The organism is uncultured Desulfovibrio sp. (assembly GCF_949282365.1).
Lineage (GTDB): Bacteria > Desulfobacterota > Desulfovibrionia > Desulfovibrionales > Desulfovibrionaceae > Desulfovibrio.
Genome location: NZ_CASDOY010000009.1, coordinates 24141 through 46936, shown reverse-complemented (window position 1 = coordinate 46936; position 22796 = coordinate 24141). Strand labels below are relative to the sequence as shown.

Sequence of the window (22796 nt, the reverse complement as noted above, 5' to 3'; positions counted from 1 at the left end):
AAAAGCCATGCGGGAACTGCGCGTGCGCCTGTCCGCCCTTGCACCGAAGCCGGATGCCGGGGCGCATATCATCGAGCGGCCTGTGCGCCTGTCCGCCTTCCGCGTCCGGGTCCCCCGTGCATGCTCCGGCCCCTTGCGGGCGGCCTTCCGGGCTGCTATGCTGGCAGATGTCCGCAGGCTCCGCGGCGGAGCGCGCCATCCGTCCCGACAAGCGGCAGCGGACATGCATCCCGCCCGCAACGGGCCCAATCAGTATCGAGGATCGTATGGACAAAGTGCTTGTCATGGGTATCGGCAACCTGCTCCTCACCGACGACGGCGTCGGTGTCCATGCCGCCCAGACCCTGGCCCGGGAGAGCTGGCCCGAAAACGTCAGCATCATGGAAGCGGGCACCTTCACCCAGGATGTCTTCTATCTGTTCAAGGGCTATGCCCATGTGCTCATCCTGGACATCGTCCACGGTCACGCCGGGCCCGGCACGGTCTACCGGCTGACGGAAAGCCAGCTGGTGGACAACGACAAGCAGCGCCTGTCCATCCACGACATCGACCTGCTGGATTCCCTGCGCATGGCCGAGATGCTCCACGGTTCCCGGCCCAACCTGACCGTCCTGGGCATGGAGCCCGCGGACTACACGTCCTGGAGCATGGAACTTTCCCCCGCCGTGCAGGAACGCTTCCCCGCCTATCTGGATGAAGCCCGCAGGGAGATCATGCGCCTGTCCCGCCAATACGCCCGGAAAGATCCCGGCGCTACCTGCTAACAGAAAGGAACTGTCATGTGTCTTGCCATCCCGGCCCAGGTGGTCGAACTTCAGGAACACGGCATGGCCCGCGTGCGTGTGGGCGAAAGCCAGACCTATCTCACCGCGTCCATGCTCCTGCTGCCCGATCCGCCCAAGATCGGTGATTATGTCATCGTCCATGCGGGCTTCGCCCTGCACAGCCTGACCCCGGAACAGGCCCAGGAGAGCCTGGCGGCCCTGCGCGAGGTGGCCGAAGCCATCGAAGGGGAAAAGGCCCGCTTCTGAACCGCACCGACAGGGCTTTCCTTCGGGGGAGCCCTTTTTTGCGCACTGCGTACGCGCACGGCAGACCCACCGGAACGGGCCACGCCGCCGCCGTGCCGCCGGAAGCAAGCAACAGGGGCCCGCAGCGAAGCCGCCTCGCAGTCCCGCCATTGGGACCGGAGCGGACAACGCTCGTCAGGCCATGCCGCCGGCCGGATACGCCTGACGTCCGGCCTCCGGCATCCGGGCCTGCGCCCAGTCACGCCTCTGCCCGGCAAGCCGGCCGCGGCCTCCACGCAGGAGCTTCATCCCCCGGCAGCAGCCTGCCGCCGGGCTGTGGTGTGCCGCCTTATCGCCAGCGCCCCGACGCCCGGTCCGCCCGGCCCTGACGCACGCGCCCCGGCACAGACGAGCGGCCAGGGCCCTGCCGAAACAGGCTGCCCGACGAACCGGTCCGCCCGCTGCTTTCAGCCGCAGCCTCCGCCCACCCGGCTGTCCGGCATCTCCCCCCGGCCGCGCCGTCCGATGCGCTCATCCGCCGCCGCTCCGTGGCCTCCAGCCGGTGCCCTGCCGCTGCAGCCATCCGCTGCCCACCCCAAGGGCACCGGCGGCAGTAGCCGCCTGCTGCCGCCGGGCCTGGCTCCCGGCTTGTCACCGCGCCCCGACGCCGCCCGTCATTTCGCCCGGCCGCGCGCCCGACCGGCACGCCCGTCTCGCCGTCTGCCCCGGCCGCTCCCCATCCGCCGGCTCCCCGCCCGTGCATCCGGGCCACCTTGCCTTCCCTGCGTCCGGGCCTCCGCCCCTCCCGTGTGTCCTGTCATGTGCCGGGCCGCCTGTTCCCGTCCCTAGCGGCGGCCGTCGCAGGGGGCTTTTTGTCCTGTCCCGGGGCCTTCCTGCGGGCGTGCGGGCGCATCGTGGCGGAAAAGCGCGTCCGCACGGCCTTTCCTGCGGGCCTTTCCTTGACTTTGCGCACGTATTTGCCGAAACTTAAGCGCTTTTTACATTGCCTGAGGAGCCAGCATGAGCGACTACAAAAAAACCCTGAATTTGCCCAAGACCGCCTTCCCCATGAAGGCCAATCTTGCCCAGCGCGAGCCCCAGCAGCTCAAGCACTGGGAGGAAATCGACGCCTGTGACGCCATGATCGGGAACTGCACCGACAAGGGCGCCTTCGTCCTGCACGACGGTCCGCCCTACGCCAACGGGCATATCCACATGGGCACGGCCCTGAACAAGATCCTGAAGGACATCGTGGTCAAGTCGCGCAACATGCAGGGCTACCGCGCCCACTATGTGCCCGGCTGGGACTGCCACGGCCTGCCCATCGAGCACAAGGTGGAGCAGGAGCTGAAGGAAAAGAAAAAGACCCTGCCCGCCCATGTGGTGCGCAAGATGTGCCGCGACTACGCCGGCAAGTGGATCGACATCCAGCGCAAGGAATTCAAGCGTCTGGGCGTGCTGGGCAACTGGGACGATCCCTACAAGAGCATGAACCCGGCCTATGAGGCCGCCACGGCCCACGAGCTGGCCAAGTTCGTGGACAAGGGCGGCGTGGTGCGCGCCAAGAAGCCCATCTACTGGTGCTGCTCCTGCCATACGGCCCTGGCCGAGGCCGAAGTGGAATACGGCGACCATACCTCGCCCTCCATCTTCGTGCGCTTCGCCCTCAACGACGCTGATCTGGCCCGGCGCATCCCCGGTGCGGACCCCTCCCGCGCCTATGTGGTCATCTGGACCACCACGCCCTGGACCCTGCCGGACAACATGGCCGTCTGCCTGCATCCCGAATTCACCTATGTGCTGGTGGAGACCGGCGGCTGCCAGTACCTGCTGGCCGAGGAGCTGCTGGAAGGCTGCGCCAAGAATTTCGGCTGGGAAGATGTGACCGTGGTGGGCCGCGCCGCCGGGCAGGACCTGGAAGGCCTCATCGCCCGTCACCCCTTCTATGAGCGCCAGTCCCCCCTGATCCTGGGCCGCCATGTGACCCTGGACGCCGGTACGGGCTGCGTCCACACCGCGCCCGGCCACGGCCGCGAGGACTACGAAGTGGGCCTGGCCTACAAGCTGGACGTCTATTCGCCCCTGGACGACGCGGGCCGCTTTTTGCCCTCCGTGGAATTTTTCGCCGGTCTCAACGTCTTTGAAGCCAATCCCAAGGTCATCGAAAAGCTGACCGAAGTGGGGGCCCTGCTCAAGACCGCCAGGATCAGCCACTCCTACCCGCACTGCTGGCGCTGCAAGCAGCCGGTCATCTTCCGTGCCACCACCCAGTGGTTCATCAGCATGGAGAAGAACGACCTGCGCAAGAAGGCCCTCAACGCCATCGACACCAGGGTGCAGTGGATCCCGGCCTGGGGCCGTGACCGCATCTACAACATGATCGAATCCCGTCCCGACTGGTGCATCTCGCGCCAGCGCCAGTGGGGCGTGCCCATCATGGCCCTGCTCTGCAAGGACTGCGGCGAGGCCTGGAACGACGCCACATGGATGCACGAGATGGCCGACCGCTTCGCCAAGCATCCCACGGGCTGCGACTACTGGTACGAGGCCCCGCTGGAAGAGATCGTGCCCGAAGGCCTCACCTGCCCGCACTGCGGCGGCCGGCACTGGGAAAAGGAAGACGACATCCTGGACGTGTGGTTCGACTCCGGCACCAGCTTCGCCGCCGTGCTGGAGACCCGCCCCGAGCTCTCCGCGCCTGCCGACCTCTATCTGGAAGGCTCGGACCAGCACCGCGGCTGGTTCCACAGCTCCCTGCTGGTGGCCGAAGGCACCCGTAACGAGCCGCCCTACAAGGCCGTGCTGACCCACGGCTATGTGGTGGACGGCGACGGCCGCAAGATGTCCAAGTCCATCGGCAACGTCATCGCGCCCCAGGAACTCATCGACAAATACGGTGCCGAGATCGTGCGCCTCTGGGTCTCCTCGGTGGAATACCGCGAAGACATCCGCATCTCGGACCAGATCCTGGGCCGTCTTGTGGATGCCTACCGCCGCATCCGCAATACCTGCCGCTTCATCCTGGGCACCATCAACGACCTGACCCGCGCCGACCTGCTGCCCCTGGACCAGCTGCTGTCCCTGGACCGCTACGCGCTGCACGCCGCCGCCCAGGTGCACGAACGCGTGCAGGATGCCTACATGACCTATGATTTCCACAAGGTCTACCACACCCTGCACAATTACTGCGTCACCGACCTTTCGGCCGTGTATCTGGACATCCTCAAGGACCGCCTGTATTCCTCGGCCCCGGCCAGCAGGGAACGCCGCTCGGCCCAGACCGCCCTCTACCACCTGCTCTGCCTGCTGGTGCGCGACATGGCCCCGGTGCTGTCCTTCACCGCCGAGGAGATCTTCCAGCACCTGCCCAATGACCTGCGCGACGACGTGCCCACGGTCTTCGCCCTGCCGCCCGTGGACGGCGCGCCCTATCTGCTGGAAGACGGCGTGCGCGACGACTGGAACGTGCTCCTGGCCGTGCGCGGCGCCGTGACCCGCGCCATCGAGCCCCTGCGCCGCGACAGCGTGGTGGGCCATTCGCTGGATACCAGCGTGACCCTCTATGTGGCCGACGAGCTGCGCGAACGTCTGGAAGGCCTGCACACCGACCTGCGCTCCTTCTTCATCGTCTCGCAGCTGCAGCTGGCTCCGCTGGCCGACGCGCCCGCCGACGCCGTGCAGGACAGCGAAGTGGCCGGCCTGGCCGTGGGCGTGGCCAAGGCCGCCGGCGAAAAGTGCGAACGCTGCTGGATCTACAGCACCGGACTGGGCAGCGATCCCGCGCATCCCACCCTCTGCCCCCGCTGTGCCAAGGTCATGGCGGAACTGTCCGGGGCCGATGCGTAGATACGGTATCCTGGGCGGCTGCGGCCTGCTGGCGCTGGTCCTGGACCAGCTGACCAAGTTCTGGGCCGTGGCCGCCATCGATCCCCTGCAGCCCGTGACGGTCATCCCCGGCCTGCTGGATCTGGTGCTGGTCCACAACCGGGGCGCGGCCTTCGGCTTTTTGAACCGGTCCGACATCCAGTGGCAGTTCTGGCTGTTCCTGGGCGCGACCGTGGTGGCCGCCGTGGCCATCGTGGCCCTGCTGCGCAGCTCCCGCTTCAATGCCTGGCTCAGTGCCGGGCTGGGGCTGGTGCTGGGGGGCGCAGTGGGCAACCTGGTGGACCGCATCCGCTTCCGCGCGGTCATCGACTTCGTGGATGTCTATGTGGGCCAGTGGCACTGGCCCGCCTTCAACGTGGCGGACATGGCCATCTGCATCGGCGCCTTCCTGGCCTGCATCGTCATCTGGCGCACCCCGGAAACGCCCAAAAAGAGCAAGGAGAAAAACGCATGACCTTTGCCTGGTGGCACGTCCTGGTGGCCCTGATCCCCATCCTGCCCAACTTCTGGAGCATCTGGCATATCTGGAACCATCGCTTTTCCTCCTTCCAGCAAAAGGTCACCTGGCTGCTCGTGGCAGTTTTCCTGCCGGTGCTGGGGGGATTGATCTACATTTTCGTCGGCCGCAGACATGCCGGTGAAAAAATCTAACACGGGAGAACACGACTCTATGAACGGCAAACGTCTCCTTCCTCTGTGCGGGCTGATCTGCGCCACCGCCATGCTGGGCGCTTGCGTGGGTCAGAGCGGCGGCAGCGCCGCCAATGACAGCATGTACCTCGAACAGCGCGTGCAGGAGCACGACACCATGCTGCGCCAGATGCAGCCCGCCCAGGCCGAAGTCTGGAACCAGGTGCAGGCCATGCGTCAGGAACTGAACACCCTCAAGGGCCTGGTGGACGACCTCAAGAACGTGGGCGGCGCGGCCGCCCTGGCCGACCGCGTGCGCGCCCATGACGCCGCCCTGCGCCAGGTGGAGACCAGCATGGCCCTCAACCTCAACCTGGGCGATCCCATGCCCGCCGCCGGCAGCGCCCCTGCCGTGGCCCCCGCTGCCGCGCCCCAGGCCAATGCGCCCCTGTTCCAGCCGCAGGGCAATCCCTACGCCGCGCCCGCCGCTGCCGCCGGTGCGGGCGCTGTGGCCGGTGCCATGGCCGCCAACGCCGCTGCCGACGGGACCTACGCTGCCCCCGCCGCTCCCGCCGCGGATGCCGGCAGCACCTGGGGCCAGCCCAGCCCCAAGCCCGAAGCCAAGCCCGCCGTGCAGAAGGACCTTTCGCTGGCGCTCTATGACGCCGGCCTCAATGCCTTCACGGCCCGCAAATATGACGAGGCCCAGCGCTCCTTCGCCGACTTCATGAAGAACTATCCCACGCACAGCATGGCCCCCGACGCCCAGTACTATCTGGCCGAATGCTACTTCCAGCGCAACCAGTTCCCGGACGCCGCCCTGGCCTATGACACGGTCATCACCAAGTTTGCCAAGAGCTCCCGCGCTCCGGGCGCGTACCTGAAGCAGGGCATCTGCTTCAGCAAGATGAACCAGAAGGCCGCCGCCAGAGCGCGCATGAACGAGCTCATCAAGAAGTACCCCAATTCGCCCGAAGCCGCCCGCGCCAAGAACTTCCTCAAGACCAACAAGTAAGGCGCGCGCCTGACGGATACGACGAGAGCCGGTGCCCGGGAGGCACCGGCTTTTTTTGTCCCGGGGCCCGGCATGCCCGGCGGAGGCGGTACGGCAAAAAGCCCGGGGCGGACAAGAGCCGCGAAAAAGACGGACACACGACGGGAAAGGAGACGGGCAGCGACCGGGAAAGAGCCGGCGGAGGGAGCGGGAACGGCACGATGCAGGACACCGGCGCGGAGGACGCGCCGCCCCGCGTGCCGGGCAGATGGCGCAGGGCAGCAGGCGCAGGGCAGCATCACGTCATCCCGGGGCCGGGCATGCTCCCGGACGGGGCAGCCGTACCCGCGGCCGTGAGGACGGCGGATCGTTTCGATGACGAGAAAGGGGCGAACCCCGCGCCGCAACGGCGACAGGGAGGACGCCTGCCCGGATGCCCCTGGCCGGCGAGCCGGGCCGGGCCTGCGCCGGGACAGCGCCGCCATACCAGTGACATGGCGGCGGAACGCGAAACGACGCGGGGCCCCGTTGCCGGGGCCCCTGTCTGGTGCGTTTGGTGTGGAGGTTTATGGGTGTGAGGAGGGAATGAAGAAGGAGGATCCGCAGGCCGGAAATATCTGCTTACTGGCCCAGCTCGTGGCGCAGCCAGCTCTTGATGGCGGGGGTGGGTTCGCTGATGCCGCGCCACTTGCCGTGCACAGACTCGTACTCGGGCAGCAGGTGATGGGGCAGCGGCATGCTGAACAGATCCTCGGCGCTTTCGGAATTGCGGCGTACCAGGCGGATGACGGGCTCCTTGCCCCAGCTGTCCACCACGAAGTAGTGGGAGACGTCTTCCTTGGAGCGCACGGGCGGGTATTCGGAGTGCCAGTCGTTGTTGCCCCATTCCAGGTACATGGTCACGGCGTGTTCAGGGCTCAGGTTCCAGGATATATCGTACAGAGCATAATCTTGCAGGTGGTTCATATACTCCTCCATGTCGTTTTCTGGATAGTAATGATTCTCATTTGAAAAATCAATACCTAGTTTGAAAATAAGTAATATTTTTTTATTTCCCTGTTATTTTCATAGGTTATAAAAGAAAATCCCGGGGAGCAGGCCCCGTTTCCGGGCCTGCACGGCCGTCGATGCCGCACATGGCCTTTATCCGCATGCCCGGCCCGTGTATAGTGGCGAACGCGCCGGGCGCATCCGGCGGCGCAGACAAAGGAGTCAGCATGGACGTCAACAAGGTTTTGCAGGAACTCAAGGCCCGCCCGGGCTTCAGCGACAACGTGGGCATGATGCTGGTGCACAATGGCGTGGTGCGCGGCTGGTCGCGCAAGGACCACGCCCCGGTCAGCTCCGTCACCGTCAGCCATGATACGGAAAAAATGGCGGCCATCTGCCGCGAGATGGAACAGCGCCCCGGCATCTTCGCCATCGTGGCCCAGGCCAGCGAAGGCGAACTGCAGCCCGGCGACGATCTGCTCCTGCTGGTGGTGGCCGGGGACATCCGCGAAAACGTCAAGGCCACCTTCGCCGAGCTGCTGGACCGCATCAAGTCCGAAGCCGTCATCAAGCAGGAACACGGTCCCGTGGCCTAGTCTCAGGACGACGTTTTGTGGTGAGGGGGAGGCAGCCCCTTGCGCTGCTGCCGATGCCTGCAAGGCCTGCGGCCCAACAGGTACGGCCTGCGGCCGCCATCCGGTCGCGCGTTGCTGTCGATGCCCGTAGCTTCCTCCGTCGCAACGGGCACGGCCCGGCGGGCCGCCATCCGGTCGCGCCCTGCTGCTGCCCGCGACACCTCATGACGTGACGGACACGTCCCGCGCCCGCTCCCCTGTCGGACGGTCCGCCGCGCTCGTGTCGCTTCCGCAGCTTCGTGGCAGCCACCGCAGCCGTGCGGGGAGCCCACGGCATCCCCTGCCTGCCTTCCTGATGTCAACGCCGCCCGCACCTGTGCGGGAAAGCCGGCAGCGGCCTGCGCGGGATCCTGCCCTGCATCGCCCGCAGGCCGTCCGCCCCCCGTACAGCCCCCCGGCGGCCCCCTTTCCGGCTGCGTCCCCGCTGCCCCTCCGGCCCGCGTTTCCCCCTGCGCCCGGGACCGGCGGGCGTATTTTTCCGCCCCGGCGCATTGCCAACGCCGCGTTTTGACCTTACTTCTACGGCATGCGCGACCGTTGACGACGCCCGGCGGCCCGGCCCCGGGCCTTTTCCCGCATGGCCTTTCCGGCTTTTCCCCTGCACGCGGCCGCGCCCGCCCTGCGGCGGACCCATCGCCCAAACGAGGAGAACGCATGTTCGGTTTCATTTTCAAAAAGATTTTCGGCAGCAAGAACGACCGTTACCTGCGCCGTCTGCGCCCCATCGTGGCGCGCATCAACGCCCTTGAACCCCAGATGCAGGAACTGGCCGACGAGGATTTCGCCCCGCGCATGGCGGAATACCGCCGTCAGGTACAGGCCGGGGAACGCACGCTGGACGACCTCCTGCCCGAAGTCTTCGCCCTGGTGCGCGAGGCCTCGCGCCGCGTCATGGGCATGCGCCACTATGACGTGCAGCTGGTGGGCGGCATCGTGCTGCACCGCGGCAAGATCGCCGAGATGAAGACCGGTGAAGGCAAGACCCTGGTGGCCACCCTGCCCGTGGCCCTCAACGCCCTGTCCGGCAAGGGCGTGCATGTGGTGACCGTCAACGACTACCTGGCCACCCGCGACGCCCAGTGGATGGGCAAGCTCTACAACTTCCTGGGCCTGTCCGTGGGCGTCATCATCAACGGCCTGGACGACCAGGCCCGCAAGGAAGCCTACGGCGCGGACATCACCTACGGCACCAACAACGAGTTCGGCTTCGACTACCTGCGCGACAACATGAAGTTCTACGCCACCCAGCTGGTGCAGCGCGGCCACAATTTCGCCATCGTGGACGAAGTGGACTCCATCCTCATCGACGAGGCCCGTACCCCGCTCATCATCTCCGGTGCTTCGGACGAAAGCGTGGGCATGTACCGCGCCATGGACCAGATCGTGCGCCAGCTGGGCCCCGACGACTACACCGTGGACGAGAAGGCCCGCACCGCCATGCTCTCCGAGGAAGGTGTCGCCCACTGCGAGGCCCTGCTGCATGTGGACAACCTTTTCGATCCGGCCAACATCACCCAGCAGCACTGCATCCTGCAGGCCCTCAAGGCCCATCACGTCTTCAAGCGTGATGTGGACTACATCGTGCAGAACGACAAGGTGGTCATCGTGGACGAGTTCACCGGCCGCCTCATGGACGGCCGCCGCTATTCCGACGGTCTGCACCAGGCCCTGGAAGCCAAGGAAAACGTCACCATCGCCGCCGAGAACCAGACGTTGGCCTCCATCACCTTCCAGAACTATTTCCGCATGTACGACAAGCTGGCGGGCATGACCGGCACGGCCGATACCGAAGCCGTGGAATTCCACCAGATCTACAATCTGGAAGTGGTCTCCATCCCGCCCAACAAGCCCATGCAGCGCAAGGACTACCCCGACCTCATCTACCGTACCCGCAAGGAAAAGTACGATGCCATCATCGAGGCCATCCGCGAGCTGTACCAGAAAGGCCAGCCCGTGCTGGTGGGCACCATCTCCATCGAGACCTCGGAGATGCTCTCCCAGCGCCTGAAAAAGCTCAACATCCCGCACAGCGTGCTCAACGCCAAACAGCATGCCCGCGAAGCCGAGATCGTGGCCCAGGCCGGCCAGAAAGGCCATGTGACCATCGCCACCAACATGGCCGGCCGCGGTACGGACATCGTGCTGGGCGAGGGCGTGCTGGAGCTGGGCGGCCTGCACATCCTGGGCACCGAACGCCACGAGAGCCGCCGCATCGACAACCAGCTGCGCGGCCGTTCCGGCCGTCAGGGCGACCCCGGGTCCTCCCGTTTCTACCTTTCGCTGGAAGACGATCTCATGCGCCTGTTCGGTTCCGAGCGCATCAGCGGCCTCATGGAGAAGCTGGGCCTCAAGGACGGTGAGGCCATCGAGAACAGCATGGTCACCCGCGCCGTGGAGAGCGCCCAGAAGCGCGTGGAAACGCATCACTTCGAGATCCGCAAGACCCTGCTGGATTACGACAACGTCATGAACCAGCAGCGCGAGGTCATCTATGCCCTGCGCCGCGACCTGATGGTGGAAGAAGATCTGGAACCGGTGCTGAGCGAGTTCCGCAACGACATCCTGGACGACGCCTACACGCCGCTGGAACAGGCCGATACCGAGACCGCCGCCGAGATGCGCAAGGCCCTGCAGGCCCGCCTGGCCGACGTCTTCAACCTGGGCCGCGTGCTGGCCCCCGACGCCCCGGTGCCGGACCGCGCCGGCTGCGAGGAATGCATCCACCAGATCTTCGCGCAGCTGCGCGAAGAAGCCGGGCCCCTGTACCCCGACATCCTGCGCTACTTCCTGCTGGAAGAACTGGACCGTACCTGGAAGGAACACCTGCGCAACATGGACGCCCTGCGCGACGGCATCGGCCTGCGCGGCTACGGCCAGAAGGACCCCAAGCTGGAATACAAGCGCGAAGGCTTCGAGATGTTCCAGGCCATGCTCTTCCAGATCCGCGAGGGCGTGTTCCGCGCCCTGACCCGCGTGCATGTGCAGCCCGCCGAGCCGGTGGCCGAAACGGAGGCCGCGACGGCCGGGGAAGCCGCGGGCGACGAGGCCGCCCCGCAGCAGAAGCCTGCCGCCAAGCCCACCCTGACCCTGCGCCACAAGGAAAGCGACGACCTGGCCTACTCCGGCGGCCAGAGCGGGGAAGCCGCCAGACAGCCCGCCCGGGCCAAGCCGCGCGTGGGCCGCAACGATCCCTGTCCCTGCGGCAGCGGCAAGAAGTACAAGAAGTGCTGTGGCATGGGCAAAGTCTAGGCCCTGCCCCCTGCCTGAACGCCAAAAGCGGGACCCTCGTGCGAGGGTCCCGCTTTTTTTGCGGCAACGCTGCCTGCGCGGGCGGCCGTGGCCGGCGCGCCTGGGGGACAGCGGACGGCTGACGGGCAAAAGGCCGCGCCTGTGACGCCGGGGCCCGCTCTCTCGCCGCCGCGCCGCATGCTGCAAAAAAAAAACGCCCCTGGGAAGGGGCGGGGGGGAACAGGTCCTAACAGGGCAGGCCGCGCCGGGCGCGCATCTCGCGCAGGCCTTCCAGCACGCTGTAGGGCACGCGCAGGGAGCCGTAGCCCGTGCCCAGACGGATGCGCGGCTTGTTGGTGCCGTGATAGTCCGAACCGCCGCTGATGGTCAGGCCGTAATGGCGGGCCAGCTCCAGACAGCGCCGGGAGTCCGCCTGGGTATGCTCGCTGTGGTAGGCTTCGATGGCCGTCAGCCCGCAGGGCAGCAGGCGCTCGATGAAGGCTTCCAGCCAGCCCTCGGGCAGCTTCTGCAGCAGGGGATGGGCCAGGCAGACCGTGGCCCCCAGCGAGGACAGGACGCTCACGGCCTCTTCGGGCCGCAGCACTTCCTTGGGCAGGTAGGCGCGGCCGTAATAGCCCAGGTATTCCCGGAAGGCCTCGCTGACATCGTGCACATAGCCCTTGCGCACCAGCACGGCGGCGATGTGCGGACGGCCCACGCTTTCGCCGCGGGCCAGACGCAGGACCTCGTCCAGGGTGATCTCCACGCCCAGGCCCTGCAGTTTTTCCACGATGCGCACATTGCGCTCACTGCGCTTGCCGCGCAGATAGACCAGCTTTTCCAGCAGGGGGTCCAGCTGCCGGGGCAGCCACAGGCCGAGCACATGCATCTCGCCCAGCTCCGTGCTGGTGGACAGCTCGCATCCACGGACGAACTCCAGCCCCAGCTCCCTGGCCGTGGCTTCGCCTTCGTCCAGGCCGGAGACCGTGTCATGGTCGGTCATGGCCACAGCCGCCAGACCTTTCTCGTGCGCGTTGCGCACCAGCTGGGCGGGGCTGTCCGTACCGTCGGAAGCCTGTGAATGCGTATGTAAATCAATGAATTGCATGCTTTCTTCCCTGACAGTTATCTTTTTCTTTTCAAGTAAACTACGACTTTATGGAAAAAAAGCAAGCCGCGCCCGGCCCGGTCCAGGGAAGGCGGTCCGCGCAGGTCACGCTTTCGCGCAGGCCCCGCGGGAGCTTTTTCTTGAAGAGCGAACGGCAAAAAGCTATGCTGTCGCCCTCCATCACAGAGGAGCCCCCTCCCCCAAGACAAGGACACACCATGATGAATACCCAGGAATTGCTAGAGATTCTGGCCTGCCCCCGCTGCATGGGCACCCTTGAGCCCCTGCCGGATGCCAAACGGCCCGAGGGCCTGGCCTGCCCGGCCTGCAACGTGGTCTACCCCGTGCGTGACGATATCCCCATCATGCTGACGGACGCCGCCGTGGAGCGCGCCCGCTGGGATGAGGAACACAAGGGCTAATCCATGCGTCTGCTCATCGCCTCCGATCTGCACGGCTCGCTGGACAGCCTGCGCTTCCTCTGCGACACCGCCGACAGGCTCGAACCCGACATGCTGGTGCTGCTGGGCGACCTGGTCTACCACGGTCCCCGCAACCCCCTGCCCGGCGGCTACGACACCCGCTCCGTCCTGGACGGCCTGGACCGCCTGAACCATCTCCCCTGCCCGGTCACGGCCGTGCGCGGCAACTGTGACGCCGAAGTGGACGTCATGCTCATGCCCTTCGCCGTTTCGGAAAACGCCTGGATCCAGGCCGACGCCCTGCACATCTATGCCAGCCACGGCCACCGTCTGCCGGAAAACCCGCCCCTGCCGGGCTTTGCCCCGGGCACGGTCATCCTGCGCGGCCATACCCACATCCCGCGCGGCGAAAGCCTGGACGGCCTGCACTTCTGGAACCCCGGCTCCCTCAGCCTGCCCAAGGGCGGTTCCCCCCGCAGCTACGGCCTGTATGAAGACGGCTGCTTCCACGTCTACGACATGGAAGGCAGGGAACTGCTGCGCCACTGGCCCCGCCAGAACTGGCCGCACCATCAGGCGGACCGATGAACGAGGCCCCGCTCACGCCCCTGTTCGTCCTGCGGCCCGGCATCCGGCTGGTGCTGGCCTCGGCCTCGCCGCGGCGGCGCCAGTTCATGGACGAATGGGGCCTGCCCTATACCGTCGTGCGTCCCGCGGGCGTGGAGCCGCGCCCCAAAAACGGCGAACCGCCCGCGGACTACGCCCTGCGCGCGGCCGCGGCCAAGGCCCGCGCCGTGGCCGGCCGTCCCGACGCGGACAGCGCCGGCCTGATCCTGGCCGCCGATACCGTGGTGGCCCTGGGGCATGACATCCTGGGCAAGCCCGCCGACCCGGCCGACGCCCTGCGCATGCTGCGCCGCCTTTCCGGGCGGGAACATCAGGTCATCACCGGCGTCTGCTGCCTCTTTCCCGACGGCACGGCCTCCGGCTTCGCCGATACCAGCGCCGTGCGCTTCCACGCCTGGCCCGACGACGTGCTGGCAGCCTATGTGCGCAGCGGCGAGCCCGCCGACAAGGCCGGCGCCTATGCCATCCAGGGCCAGGGGGCCTTCCTGGTGGCCGGCGTGCACGGCTCCTGGTCCACGGTGGTGGGCCTGCCCGTGAGCCGCCTGGCGGACCTGCTGCTCTCGGGGGGCTGGATGCGCCCCGTGCGCTGATCTCCTGACCTGTTTTGTTTTTCGGGCGGCTCCCGCCGGGGCCGCCTTTTTCCTTCCCGCCGGGGCCGCCCTTTTCCTTCCCGCCGTGGGCCGGCTCTGGAAGGCGTACCGGCAGCAGCGGGGCGACACCGGGGCGGCGGTCAGCATCCGCCTGCCTGCAGCCCGGGAAAGCGGCCTGCCCCGCCCGGCGGCGCGATGCAGTGTCCGCGCTGTCCCCCCTCCACAGCGGACGAACGTCCGCCGCTCATCGTCCGTCTCCTTGCCTCCGGCGCGACCGCTCCCGGGAAGGCGCGCTCCGGCCCGCTGCGGGCTGGGAAAAAGGGGCCCGTCTGTGGTCCGGCTCGGCTGCCCCATACGCACATAGCGGCCTCCGCCCCGGCCTATATGGGCGGCCGGCCTGTGTCCCGCCCGGGAGCCCTGTCGCCGCGCGCTCCGGCGGCACCGCAGGTTTGACCGCGCAAAAGCATTTGTCCTGTCAGGCGCCTCCCGCCGCATCCGCGCTCCGGCGGCCAGCACATGCCCAGCTCCGGCGCAGGACCGCGGGCGCCCGCGCCGGCGTGCGGCCTGTTTCGCGCCCTGTGCGGCGCATGGGCCCCTTTTGGCCGGGGCATGCAAAAATCTCAAAAAAAATTTCATAAAAATTTGACGCAGCTTGTGCTTTGTTTCACTATCACGCGAGCCATGCACATTGCCGTCTGCTGCGGCTTTGCCGCCTTCCACTCCCCTCCTTGTCCTTTTTTTCCCCGCAATGACTGGTAGCACAAACAGTTTCCGAGCCCTTGACGGCCGTAAAAAATCCCTTTACCCCCGTACCATGGATGATTTTCCACTTCTGTTTACAGTTTTAAGCTTACGGAGTTGCCATCATGTCCCAGGAACGGATTACCACTCTCTTAACCGAGAAGCGTAGCTACCTCCCCCCCGAGCACGGCAAGTCGTCCGCGTGGATCTGCGGCCAGGACGAAGCAGACGCCATCTGCCGGCGAGCTCTGGAAGATCCCAGTGACTTCTGGGGTGCACGCGCATCGCAGCTGATCCACTGGTTCAAACGCTGGGACAAGGTACTGGAAGCCGACGAGGCACGCCACAAGTACAGATGGTTCACCGGCGCCAAGCTCAACGCCGCGTTCAACTGCATCGACCGCCACCTCATTTCCGGCCGCCGCAACAAGGCCGCCCTCATCTGGCAGGGCGAAAAGGAAATGGACGTGCGCTGCTTCACCTACCAGATGCTCTATACCGAGGTCTGCCGCGTGGCCCACGCCCTGAGCTCCCTGCACATCAACAAGGGCGACCGCGTGGCCCTCTACATGCCCATGATCCCCGAGCTGGTCATCGCCATGCTGGCCTGCGCCCGCATCGGGGCCATCCATACGGCCATCTTCTCCGGCTATGCCGAAGGCGGCGTGCGCAGCCGTATCCAGGGCTCCAAGGCCAAGGTGGTCATCACCGCCGACGCCGCCATCCGCGCCGGCAAGATCAAGCCCCTCAAGGCCAATCTGGACCCCATCCTGGAAAAGTGCCCCTCCGTGGCCCATGTGGTGGTGGTCAACCACGCCGACCTCTACGACGTGAAGATGACCGCCAACCGCGACATCTGGTGGCATGACCTCATCGAGGACTTCACCCTGGACGTGGACTTCCCCTGCGAGCCCATGGATTCCAACGACACCCTCTTCCTGCTGCACACCAGCGGCAGCACCGGCAAGCCCACGGGCATCATGCATTCCACGGGCGGCTACCTGACCTACGCGGCGCATACCACGCAATGGGTCTTCGACATGCGCGACGACGACGTGTACTGGTGTACGGCCGACATGGGCTGGATCACCGGCCATACCTACGGCGTGTACGGCCCCCTGGCCCTGGGCGCCACGGCGGTGATGTTCGAGGGCGTGCCCACCTGGCCCAAGCCCGACCGCTACTGGCGCATCGTGGAAAAATTCCGCGTCAACATCCTCTACACCGCGCCCACGGTCATCCGTTCCCTCATGCGCCTGGGCGAAGCCTGGGCCGAACGCTATGACCTGCGCACCCTGCGCATCCTGGGGTCCGTGGGCGAACCCATCAACCCCGAAGCCTGGCACTGGTACCACAAGTACATCGGCGCCGGCGACCTGCCCATCGTGGACACCTGGTGGCAGACCGAGACCGGCGGCGCCATGATCAGCCCCCTGCCCTACGCCACCAAGCTCAAGCCCGGCTCCGCCTCCCGGCCCCTGCCCGGCATCGACGCCGCGGTCATGGGCGGCAGCGCCACCCGCGACGAGGAAGACAGCGACGGCTCCGCCCGCAGCGGCCACCTGGTCATCCGCAAGCCCTGGCCCGGCATGATGCAGGGCGTGTACAACGACGAGGAAAAGTACCAGTCCTATTTCTCGCGCTTCGGCTGCTACGAATCCGGCGACGGTGCGGAAGTGGACGAGGACGGCTACTTCTGGATCCTGGGCCGCGTGGACGATTCCATCAACGTTTCCGGCCACCGCCTCTCCACGGCCGAGATCGAGGCCGTGCTGGCCTCCTGCCCCGAAGTGGCGGAAGCGGCCGTGGTGCCCATGCCCCACGCCCTCAAGGGCGAAGGCATCTACGCCTATGTGGTCACGCGCGACGAAGTGCCCTGGAGCGACGACGTGCGCAAGAAGCTGCGCGACACCGTGCGCCGCGATATCGGCGCCCTGGCTTCGCCCGAATACATCCAGTTCGTGGAAGCCATGCCCAAGACCTGCTCGGGCAAGGTCATCCGCCGCATGCTGCGCAAGATCGCGGGCAACGTCTATGACGACCTGGGCGATACCACGGCCCTGGCCAAGCCCGACGTGCTGGATCCCATCATCACCGGCCACCGCAACCTGCTGCAGGGCCAGCATGAGACCGCCAGCCTGCCCGAAGAGGACCAGCCCAAGGAATAGTCCCCTGTCCCGTACCTGAAACAGCAAGACCACCCGCCACGGCGGGTGGTCTTTTTTTGCACGTCTGGCCTCTCCGCTCGGGAGCGGACAGCGCGTCTGCGTCCTTCCACGTTCTCCAGTACGGGAAGTTCCCTCCGCGCGGGAGCGGGCAGCCCCGTCCCGGGCGCTCGTGCTGCTGCGCACGGGCCAGATCCGTCCGTACGGGGACCAACGCACGGGAGAGGGGACTGCCGGGACGGCGCGCCCCCCAGTTCACAGCCGCCGCCCCGGACATCGGTCGTCCGCCGCACCAGTCGTCTGGCACGTCAGCCGTCTGGCCGCATCAGGCGTCCCGGCCGCGTCCCTCCGCCCGCTCCTCCCGCAGCATGCGCCAGAACTGGCGGCATTCTTGGGGACAGGAGGCCATCAGGAAGCAGAGCGCCAGCGCTGTCAAGGCCAGCAGGCAGAGCGCCAGGCAGACAATCTGCGCCAGCGCCAGCACGGCCGTCAGGGCGGCCAGCAGGCCCGTGCTCCACAGGGCCAGGCAGCGCAGGGCGCGGGCCAGCCGCGGCTGCCAACCGCTGTCCCGGGCGGCCGCCCGGGCGTTCTCCTCTACGGACGCACGTTCCATGCCGTCCCCTTAGAGCGCCTTGCGGCGTTTCCAGACGTGGTCGGCCAGCAGCACGCCGAACACGGCCCCGGTCAGCACATGGGCCGTTTTGTTGCCGGCGAAGCCCAGCGCCACGGACGCGGCCAGCGCGCCCAGCATGACGCGCATGGCCAGCTTGCGGCTCCCCGTTTTCCCGGGGGCGGTGCGTACGGCGGGACGTGACGGGCCAGTGGCGGTGCAGAGTGTTTCCATGACAACTCCTGGGGTAAGCGGTTCAAAAGAAAACAGAAAAAATTTCTGTCCCTGGACACGAAGAAAACGAAAATGGTTTTCTTTTTTCTTGACACCCATCCTAGTTTACGCCATGCTTCTTTGCAAGCCCGGAGTAGTGGCTCGACATGCCGGATCAGCCGCCCCCCAAGCCCGGTCGGGATCGTCCCGGCCGGATCGCACTGCGCAGGTATGCCGGTTCCTGCTCCGGGCTCCGTACCAGCACAAGGAGAAGATCATGAGCGACATCATCAGCCTTCGTCAGATGCAGATCGGCCAGAGCGGCAAGATCGCCACGGTGGAAGCCCTGGGAGAAATGGGCCGCCGTATCCGGGACATGGGCCTGATCCCCGGGACCACGGTCTCCATCGTGGGCCGCGCCCCCCTCAAGGACCCCGTTGCGCTGCGCCTTTCCGGCGTCACCGTCACCCTGCGCAACAGCGAAGCCGATCACATCACTGTCGACGTCTCCAACTAGTCCCCTTCTCCCCATGCTTTTTTCCGCTGTCCGGGCCATGCCGGTATATGGCCCGGATGGTCCTCTGTATCCTTTTACCTGTGCAAACGGAGGCACAAGCATGAACAACGGTTTGAAATACGGTCTCTTTTTCCTGGGCGGTCTGGCACTGGGCGTCGTGGGCACCGTGGCCGTCACGCGCGGCAAGCTCGATCTCAAGCCCCTGGCCACCGATCTGGTGAGCCGCGGCATGGACATGAAGGACGCCATCATGAGCAAGGTGGAAGCCGTCAAGGAAGATATGGAAGATCTGGCGGCCGAGGCCCGCCAGGCCGCCGACAAGCGCAAGGCCGAGATGGCGGAGCCCCAGGCCTGACAGGGGGCACGCGCATGCGCTTCTTTCTGGTTCATGAACTGACCTGCTCCAACGGGGCCGGACGGCTGCGTGCGCGTGCCTGCCGCCCCATGACGCAGGCCCAGGCCGAGATCCTGGCCGATACCCTGGATGCCGTCGAGGGCGTGGAAGGCGTGCGGGTCAATCCGCGCGTGCCCAGCGTGCTCGTGCTCTACCGTCATGCGCAGGCCCGGCAGGAAGTGCTCCGTTCCCTGGCCGCGCAGGACGCCCCGGCCCTCAACGACGGCGGCGTCCTTGCCACGCTGACCCAGGAACTGGAAAACAGCCTCGCCCGGCGCGGTCCCGGCAAGGACACGGCAATGCCTGACGGTGAGGACGCGGCAGCCCACGGCTTCGGCCCGCTGCTGCGTTTCCTTTTCGTGCGCCCCTTCCTGCCCTTCAAGCTGCGCGTGGCCAGCAGCGTCATGGGGGCCCTGCCCTTTTTGCGGAAGGGCCTCGCCTCGCTCCTCAGGGGCAGACTGAACGTTGACGTATTGGATGCCGCGGCCATCGGCGTCTCGCTGCTGCGGCGCGACTTCCGTACCGTCACCGTGCTGACCCTGCTGCTGGGACTGGGCGAGGCCCTGGAATACTGGACCCGTCGCCGCTCCATGGACAGCCTGACCGAAAGCCTGGCCCTCAATGTGGACAGCGTCTGGGTCCTGGCCGACGGCGTGGAGACCAGCGTGCCGCTCTCCGACGTGCGCGAAGGCGATCTGGTGGTGGTGCGCGACGGCGGCTCCATCCCCGTGGACGGCATCGTCGAGGACGGCGAGGCCGTGGTCAACCAGGCCAGCATGACCGGCGAGCCCCTGGGCGTGCCCCGCAGCAGGGGTGCGGCCGTCTATTCGGGCACGGTGGTGGAGCAGGGACACCTCGTCATCCGCGCCACCCATGTGGGCGACGGCACCCGCCTCAAGCAGGTGGTGCGCTTCATCGAAGAATCCGAGGCCCTCAAGGCCGGCATCCAGGGCAAGTTCGAACGCATGGCCGACATGGCCGTGCCCTTCACCTTCGCCCTGGCGGGCCTGGTCTGGCTCGTCACCCGCAATCCCCTGCGGGCGGCATCCGTGCTGCTGGTGGACTATTCCTGCGCTCTGCGCCTTGCCACGCCCCTGGCCGTGCTGGCCGCCATGCGCGAAGGTGCGCGCCACGGTGTGGTCATCAAGGGCGGGCGCTTCCTCGAAGCCCTTTCCGAAGCCGATACCGTGGTCTTCGACAAGACCGGCACCCTCACCAATGCCAGCCCCCGGGTGGTGGAGGTCGTCCCCGCCGCGGGCCACGAGCGGGACGAGGTCCTGCGCCTCTCGGCCTGCCTTGAGGAGCACTTCCCCCATCCCGTGGCCCGGGCCGTGGTCCGCTGCGCCCAGGAAGAAGGCCTGCAGCATGAGGAAGAACATGCCCAGGTGGAATATGTGGTGGCCCACGGCATCGCCTCCACCCTCCACGGCAAGTCCGTGCGTGTGGGCAGCCGCCACTACATCGAATACGACGAGGGCATCGACCTCTCCCCTCTCGCGGCGGAGATCGACGCCCAGGCGCAGCTGGGGCGCTCCCTGCTCTATCTGGCCATCGACGGCCGGCTGGCCGGCTTCCTGGCCATCGAGGACCCCCTGCGGCCCGAATGCCCGCAGGTGCTCAGGCAGCTGGAGGAACTGGGCTTCCGCCGCATCCTCATGCTCACCGGCGACGACGAACGCACCGCCCGCGCCGTGGCCGGCAAGCTGGGGCTCAGGGAATACCGCTCGCAGGTCCTGCCCGCCGACAAGGCCCAGGTCATCGCCGAGCTCTCCGCCCAGGGCTGCAAGGTGCTCATGGTGGGCGACGGCATCAACGACGCCCCCGCCCTGTCCGCCTCCCATGTGGGCGTGGCCATGTGCGACGGCGCCGACCTGGCCCGGGAAGTGGCCAACGTGCTGCTCACCCGGCCGGACCTCAACGGGCTCATCACGGCCCGGCTGCTGGGCAGGGCCACCCTGCGGCGCATCCACGTCAACTTCGCCGCCACCATGCTGCTCAACAGCCTGTTCCTGGCCGGGGGCCTGTTCATGATCCTGACGCCCGGCCTCTCGGCCCTGCTGCACAACCTGACCACCCTGGGCGTGACCCTCAACGCCATGCGGCCGCAGCTGCCCGGCCGGCACGCCCGCCAACTGGAGGCCGCCTGATGCTCGACAGCCTGCGCTTCGTGAAATATGTCCGCAGCTTCATGGACGGCCGCGTGCGCGTCCGGCATCCCGCCCTGCGCGACGGGGCCATCGCCGCCGCGGCCCGTACGGCCCTGCTGGGCGTGGACGGCGTGCGGGACATCGAGCTCAACCTCCTGAGCGGTTCGGCCCTCATCCTCTACGACAGTGCCCGGCTGCCGCAGGACAGGCTCATCGAGATCGGCTGCCGCTGGGCCCGCTGGCTGGATGATGCCGCGCGCGGCCGGGCAGGAGAAATGCCGCGGCTGCAGAAATGACGGGATATCCGGGGGAGGGACCTTGTGCTGACCAGCGGCCCCTCCCCCGGCCCCTCTGCCGAAACACTTTTCCGGCTATGGACACAGGTCCCCGTCGCCGCCGCGCCTCCAGGGGCGGAACGGACAGGGCCATTGCCGTGCCTTCTGACGCTTTCCCCTTGAACGACTTTCCGAACCTTCCCCCCTTCCGGGAGAGCACGACCAAGGACGCCATCGCGGCGTCCTTTGCTGTTTCTGAAAAACATCTGTGACAACAAACATCCGCATCCCAGCGCAGCCCGGCGAACGGCACGGGGCCCTTCCTCCGCCCGGGCCTGGGCAGACTTTTTTTGTGTCAAACAAACAACTTTTTATTTGACACAAATGCGGATATCCTGCGTTGAGGAACTTCCATTGGACACAACGCCTCTGCCGGCAAAGGAATGCATATGTCCCTGACGCCGTATCTGCCCCCTTTCCTGCCCCTGACGCCTGACGAAGACGCGTGGGGGAGCTTCGGCATGCTGGAATTCCAGGCCGTTTCGGCGCTTGCCGAGCTCAATGGCATGATGCAAGCCTCTGCCAAAGCTGATCTTTTCTGGCTCACCTGGCTTCTGCAGGAAGCCCGGAGTTCCAACGTCATCGAAGGCACGGTCACGACATTCGATGAGATCCTGGGCGAAAACGCCGGTGTCGTCGTCCCCCGTGAACGGCAGGATGACGTACGGGAAGTCATCAACTACAAGGAAGCCACAGAAGCCGGGCTCCAGGCCATAGCCGACGGACGGGCGCTGGACCTGTCCCTGATCAAGGCCCTGCATGCGCTTCTTCTTTCTGGTGCCCGGGGAGAAAAAAAAAGGCCCGGCCAATGGCGCACCGTCCAGGTCCACATAGGCCGCCCCGGCTCGACGCCCGACACGGCTACCTACATCCCTCCCGATCCGGTCCATGTGCCAGACCTGCTGGAAAACTGGGAAGCCTTCCTGCATCGCAACGATATGGATCCTCTGATCCAGGCCGCCGTCATGCATGCCCAGTTCGAGATGATCCATCCGTTCTGTGACGGCAACGGCAGGATGGGGCGCCTGCTCATCACCTTGCTGCTTGCGGCAAAAAAGATGCTGGCAAAGCCCTGCTTCTATATGAGTGCCCATCTTCAGGAGCATCGCGCGGCATACTACACAGCGCTTGGAAACATCTCCAGCCAAGGGGACTGGAAAGGATGGATAGAATTTTTCCTTGACGCTGTCGTCCTCCGCAGCAGGCACAACAAATCCCTCCTCACCGCCATGAACGACCTCTATGAACAGTCAAAGAACAGTTTTCCTGCCATAACCGGCTCAGCCACCGCCGTGCAGATCCTGGACTATATGTTTGCCAAGCCCTTGTTCACCCAGCCCGATCTGCAACGGCATTCCGGGAATTCCCTGACGCGACAGGGAACGGCCCACATCCTGAACAAGCTGGAACAAGCCGGTGTCATTACAAAAGCAGCGCCAGGCAAGGGCAGGACACCCACCGTGTGGAAATTCGCGGCGCTCATGGAGCTGCTTGCCTGATGAGGGCCGCGTTCCGGGGGGACGATCCGGGACGGGGCTTGCGGCAAGAACTGACT

General features: G+C 66.4%; 21 protein-coding genes. 17 read left to right on the top strand and 4 right to left on the bottom strand.

Annotated features, from left to right (window positions below):
- Nucleotides 1-266: 266 nt before the first annotated feature.
- From hysD to ybgF, 6 genes are all read left to right on the top strand, one after another.
- Nucleotides 267-764 (top strand): NiFeSe hydrogenase maturation protease, encoded by a 498-nt coding sequence (gene hysD / locus Q1X76_RS04015; RefSeq protein WP_300718241.1) that lies wholly within the window; start codon nt 267-269, stop codon nt 762-764.
- Between the two features lie 15 nt (nt 765-779).
- Nucleotides 780-1031, top strand: a complete 252-nt coding sequence (locus Q1X76_RS04010; protein ID WP_300718240.1) for a HypC/HybG/HupF family hydrogenase formation chaperone — start codon at nt 780-782, stop codon at nt 1029-1031.
- Nucleotides 1032-2030: 999 nt separating this feature from the next.
- Nucleotides 2031-4856: an isoleucine--tRNA ligase gene (ileS, locus tag Q1X76_RS04005; RefSeq protein WP_300718239.1), complete on the top strand. Its 2826-nt coding sequence runs from the start codon at nt 2031-2033 to the stop codon at nt 4854-4856.
- Nucleotides 4849-5349, top strand: a complete 501-nt coding sequence (lspA, locus tag Q1X76_RS04000) for a signal peptidase II (RefSeq protein ID WP_300718238.1) — start codon at nt 4849-4851, stop codon at nt 5347-5349. The genes ileS and lspA overlap by 8 nt, the downstream gene beginning before the upstream one ends.
- Nucleotides 5346-5546 (top strand): PLDc N-terminal domain-containing protein, encoded by a 201-nt coding sequence (locus Q1X76_RS03995; protein ID WP_300718237.1) that lies wholly within the window; start codon nt 5346-5348, stop codon nt 5544-5546. The genes lspA and Q1X76_RS03995 overlap by 4 nt, the downstream gene beginning before the upstream one ends.
- Before the next feature lie 19 nt (nt 5547-5565).
- Nucleotides 5566-6540, top strand: a complete 975-nt coding sequence (ybgF, locus tag Q1X76_RS03990) for a tol-pal system protein YbgF (protein ID WP_300718236.1) — start codon at nt 5566-5568, stop codon at nt 6538-6540.
- A 600-nt stretch (nt 6541-7140) separates the two neighbouring features.
- Here the strand turns inward: ybgF and Q1X76_RS03985 are convergent.
- Entirely contained in the window at nt 7141-7485 is a 345-nt protein-coding gene (locus Q1X76_RS03985) for a DVU0772 family protein (protein WP_300718235.1), read from the bottom strand.
- Between the two features lie 251 nt (nt 7486-7736).
- Between Q1X76_RS03985 and Q1X76_RS03980 the strand changes: the two genes are divergently transcribed.
- Together Q1X76_RS03980 and secA are read left to right on the top strand one after the other, a co-directional pair.
- Complete coding sequence (locus Q1X76_RS03980) at nt 7737-8105, top strand: molybdenum cofactor biosynthesis protein MoaE (RefSeq protein WP_300718234.1); 369 nt, start codon at nt 7737-7739, stop codon at nt 8103-8105.
- A 693-nt stretch (nt 8106-8798) separates the two neighbouring features.
- The gene (gene secA / locus Q1X76_RS03975) at nt 8799-11393 is read left to right on the top strand and encodes a preprotein translocase subunit SecA (protein ID WP_300718233.1); all 2595 of its coding nucleotides are present in this window, start codon (nt 8799-8801) and stop codon (nt 11391-11393) included.
- Between the two features lie 226 nt (nt 11394-11619).
- On the opposite strand, the gene Q1X76_RS03970 is transcribed toward secA, so the two are convergent.
- Nucleotides 11620-12480, bottom strand: coding sequence for a PHP domain-containing protein (locus Q1X76_RS03970; protein ID WP_300718232.1), 861 nt, complete (start codon nt 12478-12480; stop codon nt 11620-11622).
- A 218-nt stretch (nt 12481-12698) separates the two neighbouring features.
- Here Q1X76_RS03970 and Q1X76_RS03965 point away from each other — a divergent pair, with 218 nt between their 5' ends.
- The 4 genes from Q1X76_RS03965 to acs all read left to right on the top strand — a co-directional run bounded on the left by Q1X76_RS03965 (nt 12699) and on the right by acs (nt 17028).
- Nucleotides 12699-12902 (top strand): Trm112 family protein, encoded by a 204-nt coding sequence (locus Q1X76_RS03965; protein WP_300718231.1) that lies wholly within the window; start codon nt 12699-12701, stop codon nt 12900-12902.
- Between the two features lie 3 nt (nt 12903-12905).
- Nucleotides 12906-13490, top strand: a complete 585-nt coding sequence (gene yfcE / locus Q1X76_RS03960) for a phosphodiesterase (RefSeq protein WP_300718230.1) — start codon at nt 12906-12908, stop codon at nt 13488-13490.
- A complete protein-coding gene (locus Q1X76_RS03955) occupies nt 13487-14119 on the top strand; it encodes a Maf family nucleotide pyrophosphatase (protein ID WP_300718229.1) in 633 nt (210 codons plus the stop codon). Before yfcE ends, Q1X76_RS03955 begins: the two co-directional genes overlap by 4 nt.
- 866 nt (nt 14120-14985) lie before the next feature.
- Nucleotides 14986-17028, top strand: coding sequence for an acetate--CoA ligase (gene acs / locus Q1X76_RS03950; protein ID WP_300718228.1), 2043 nt, complete (start codon nt 14986-14988; stop codon nt 17026-17028).
- A gap of 322 nt (nt 17029-17350) precedes the next feature.
- Here the strand turns inward: acs and Q1X76_RS03945 are convergent, their stop codons facing one another.
- The gene (locus Q1X76_RS03945; RefSeq protein WP_300718227.1) at nt 17351-17638 is read right to left on the bottom strand and encodes a hypothetical protein; all 288 of its coding nucleotides are present in this window, start codon (nt 17636-17638) and stop codon (nt 17351-17353) included.
- Nucleotides 17639-17647: 9 nt separating this feature from the next.
- On the bottom strand, nt 17648-17869 hold the full coding sequence (locus tag Q1X76_RS03940) for a hypothetical protein (RefSeq protein ID WP_300718226.1): 222 nt from the start codon (nt 17867-17869) through the stop codon (nt 17648-17650).
- Nucleotides 17870-18125: 256 nt separating this feature from the next.
- Here Q1X76_RS03940 and Q1X76_RS03935 point away from each other — a divergent pair, with 256 nt between their 5' ends.
- The 5 genes from Q1X76_RS03935 (at nt 18126) to Q1X76_RS03915 (ending at nt 22740) form a co-directional block, all read left to right on the top strand.
- Nucleotides 18126-18365, top strand: coding sequence for a FeoA family protein (locus Q1X76_RS03935; RefSeq protein ID WP_300718225.1), 240 nt, complete (start codon nt 18126-18128; stop codon nt 18363-18365).
- Between the two features lie 100 nt (nt 18366-18465).
- Nucleotides 18466-18720 (top strand): DUF6110 family protein, encoded by a 255-nt coding sequence (locus tag Q1X76_RS03930; protein WP_300718224.1) that lies wholly within the window; start codon nt 18466-18468, stop codon nt 18718-18720.
- Between the two features lie 14 nt (nt 18721-18734).
- A complete protein-coding gene (locus Q1X76_RS03925) occupies nt 18735-20906 on the top strand; it encodes a heavy metal translocating P-type ATPase (protein ID WP_300718223.1) in 2172 nt (723 codons plus the stop codon).
- Nucleotides 20906-21202, top strand: a complete 297-nt coding sequence (locus Q1X76_RS03920; protein WP_300718222.1) for an HMA2 domain-containing protein — start codon at nt 20906-20908, stop codon at nt 21200-21202. The genes Q1X76_RS03925 and Q1X76_RS03920 overlap by 1 nt, the downstream gene beginning before the upstream one ends.
- A gap of 428 nt (nt 21203-21630) precedes the next feature.
- On the top strand, nt 21631-22740 hold the full coding sequence (locus tag Q1X76_RS03915) for a Fic family protein (RefSeq protein WP_300718221.1): 1110 nt from the start codon (nt 21631-21633) through the stop codon (nt 22738-22740).
- Nucleotides 22741-22796 lie beyond the last annotated feature (56 nt).

Excerpts from the sequence above, each read along its gene's own strand:
- hysD (WP_300718241.1), top strand. The coding sequence starts at position 267 with ATGGACAAAGTGCTTGTCATGGGTATCGGCAACCTGCTCCTCACCGAC.
- Q1X76_RS04010 (WP_300718240.1), top strand. The coding sequence starts at position 780 with ATGTGTCTTGCCATCCCGGCCCAGGTGGTCGAACTTCAGGAACACGGC.
- ileS (WP_300718239.1), top strand. The coding sequence starts at position 2,031 with ATGAGCGACTACAAAAAAACCCTGAATTTGCCCAAGACCGCCTTCCCC.
- lspA (WP_300718238.1), top strand. The coding sequence starts at position 4,849 with ATGCGTAGATACGGTATCCTGGGCGGCTGCGGCCTGCTGGCGCTGGTC.
- Q1X76_RS03995 (WP_300718237.1), top strand. The coding sequence starts at position 5,346 with ATGACCTTTGCCTGGTGGCACGTCCTGGTGGCCCTGATCCCCATCCTG.
- ybgF (WP_300718236.1), top strand. The coding sequence starts at position 5,566 with ATGAACGGCAAACGTCTCCTTCCTCTGTGCGGGCTGATCTGCGCCACC.
- Q1X76_RS03985 (WP_300718235.1), bottom strand. The coding sequence starts at position 7,485 with ATGAACCACCTGCAAGATTATGCTCTGTACGATATATCCTGGAACCTG.
- Q1X76_RS03980 (WP_300718234.1), top strand. The coding sequence starts at position 7,737 with ATGGACGTCAACAAGGTTTTGCAGGAACTCAAGGCCCGCCCGGGCTTC.
- secA (WP_300718233.1), top strand. The coding sequence starts at position 8,799 with ATGTTCGGTTTCATTTTCAAAAAGATTTTCGGCAGCAAGAACGACCGT.
- Q1X76_RS03970 (WP_300718232.1), bottom strand. The coding sequence starts at position 12,480 with ATGCAATTCATTGATTTACATACGCATTCACAGGCTTCCGACGGTACG.
- Q1X76_RS03965 (WP_300718231.1), top strand. The coding sequence starts at position 12,699 with ATGATGAATACCCAGGAATTGCTAGAGATTCTGGCCTGCCCCCGCTGC.
- yfcE (WP_300718230.1), top strand. The coding sequence starts at position 12,906 with ATGCGTCTGCTCATCGCCTCCGATCTGCACGGCTCGCTGGACAGCCTG.
- Q1X76_RS03955 (WP_300718229.1), top strand. The coding sequence starts at position 13,487 with ATGAACGAGGCCCCGCTCACGCCCCTGTTCGTCCTGCGGCCCGGCATC.
- acs (WP_300718228.1), top strand. The coding sequence starts at position 14,986 with ATGTCCCAGGAACGGATTACCACTCTCTTAACCGAGAAGCGTAGCTAC.
- Q1X76_RS03945 (WP_300718227.1), bottom strand. The coding sequence starts at position 17,638 with ATGGAACGTGCGTCCGTAGAGGAGAACGCCCGGGCGGCCGCCCGGGAC.
- Q1X76_RS03940 (WP_300718226.1), bottom strand. The coding sequence starts at position 17,869 with ATGGAAACACTCTGCACCGCCACTGGCCCGTCACGTCCCGCCGTACGC.
- Q1X76_RS03935 (WP_300718225.1), top strand. The coding sequence starts at position 18,126 with ATGAGCGACATCATCAGCCTTCGTCAGATGCAGATCGGCCAGAGCGGC.
- Q1X76_RS03930 (WP_300718224.1), top strand. The coding sequence starts at position 18,466 with ATGAACAACGGTTTGAAATACGGTCTCTTTTTCCTGGGCGGTCTGGCA.
- Q1X76_RS03925 (WP_300718223.1), top strand. The coding sequence starts at position 18,735 with ATGCGCTTCTTTCTGGTTCATGAACTGACCTGCTCCAACGGGGCCGGA.
- Q1X76_RS03920 (WP_300718222.1), top strand. The coding sequence starts at position 20,906 with ATGCTCGACAGCCTGCGCTTCGTGAAATATGTCCGCAGCTTCATGGAC.
- Q1X76_RS03915 (WP_300718221.1), top strand. The coding sequence starts at position 21,631 with ATGTCCCTGACGCCGTATCTGCCCCCTTTCCTGCCCCTGACGCCTGAC.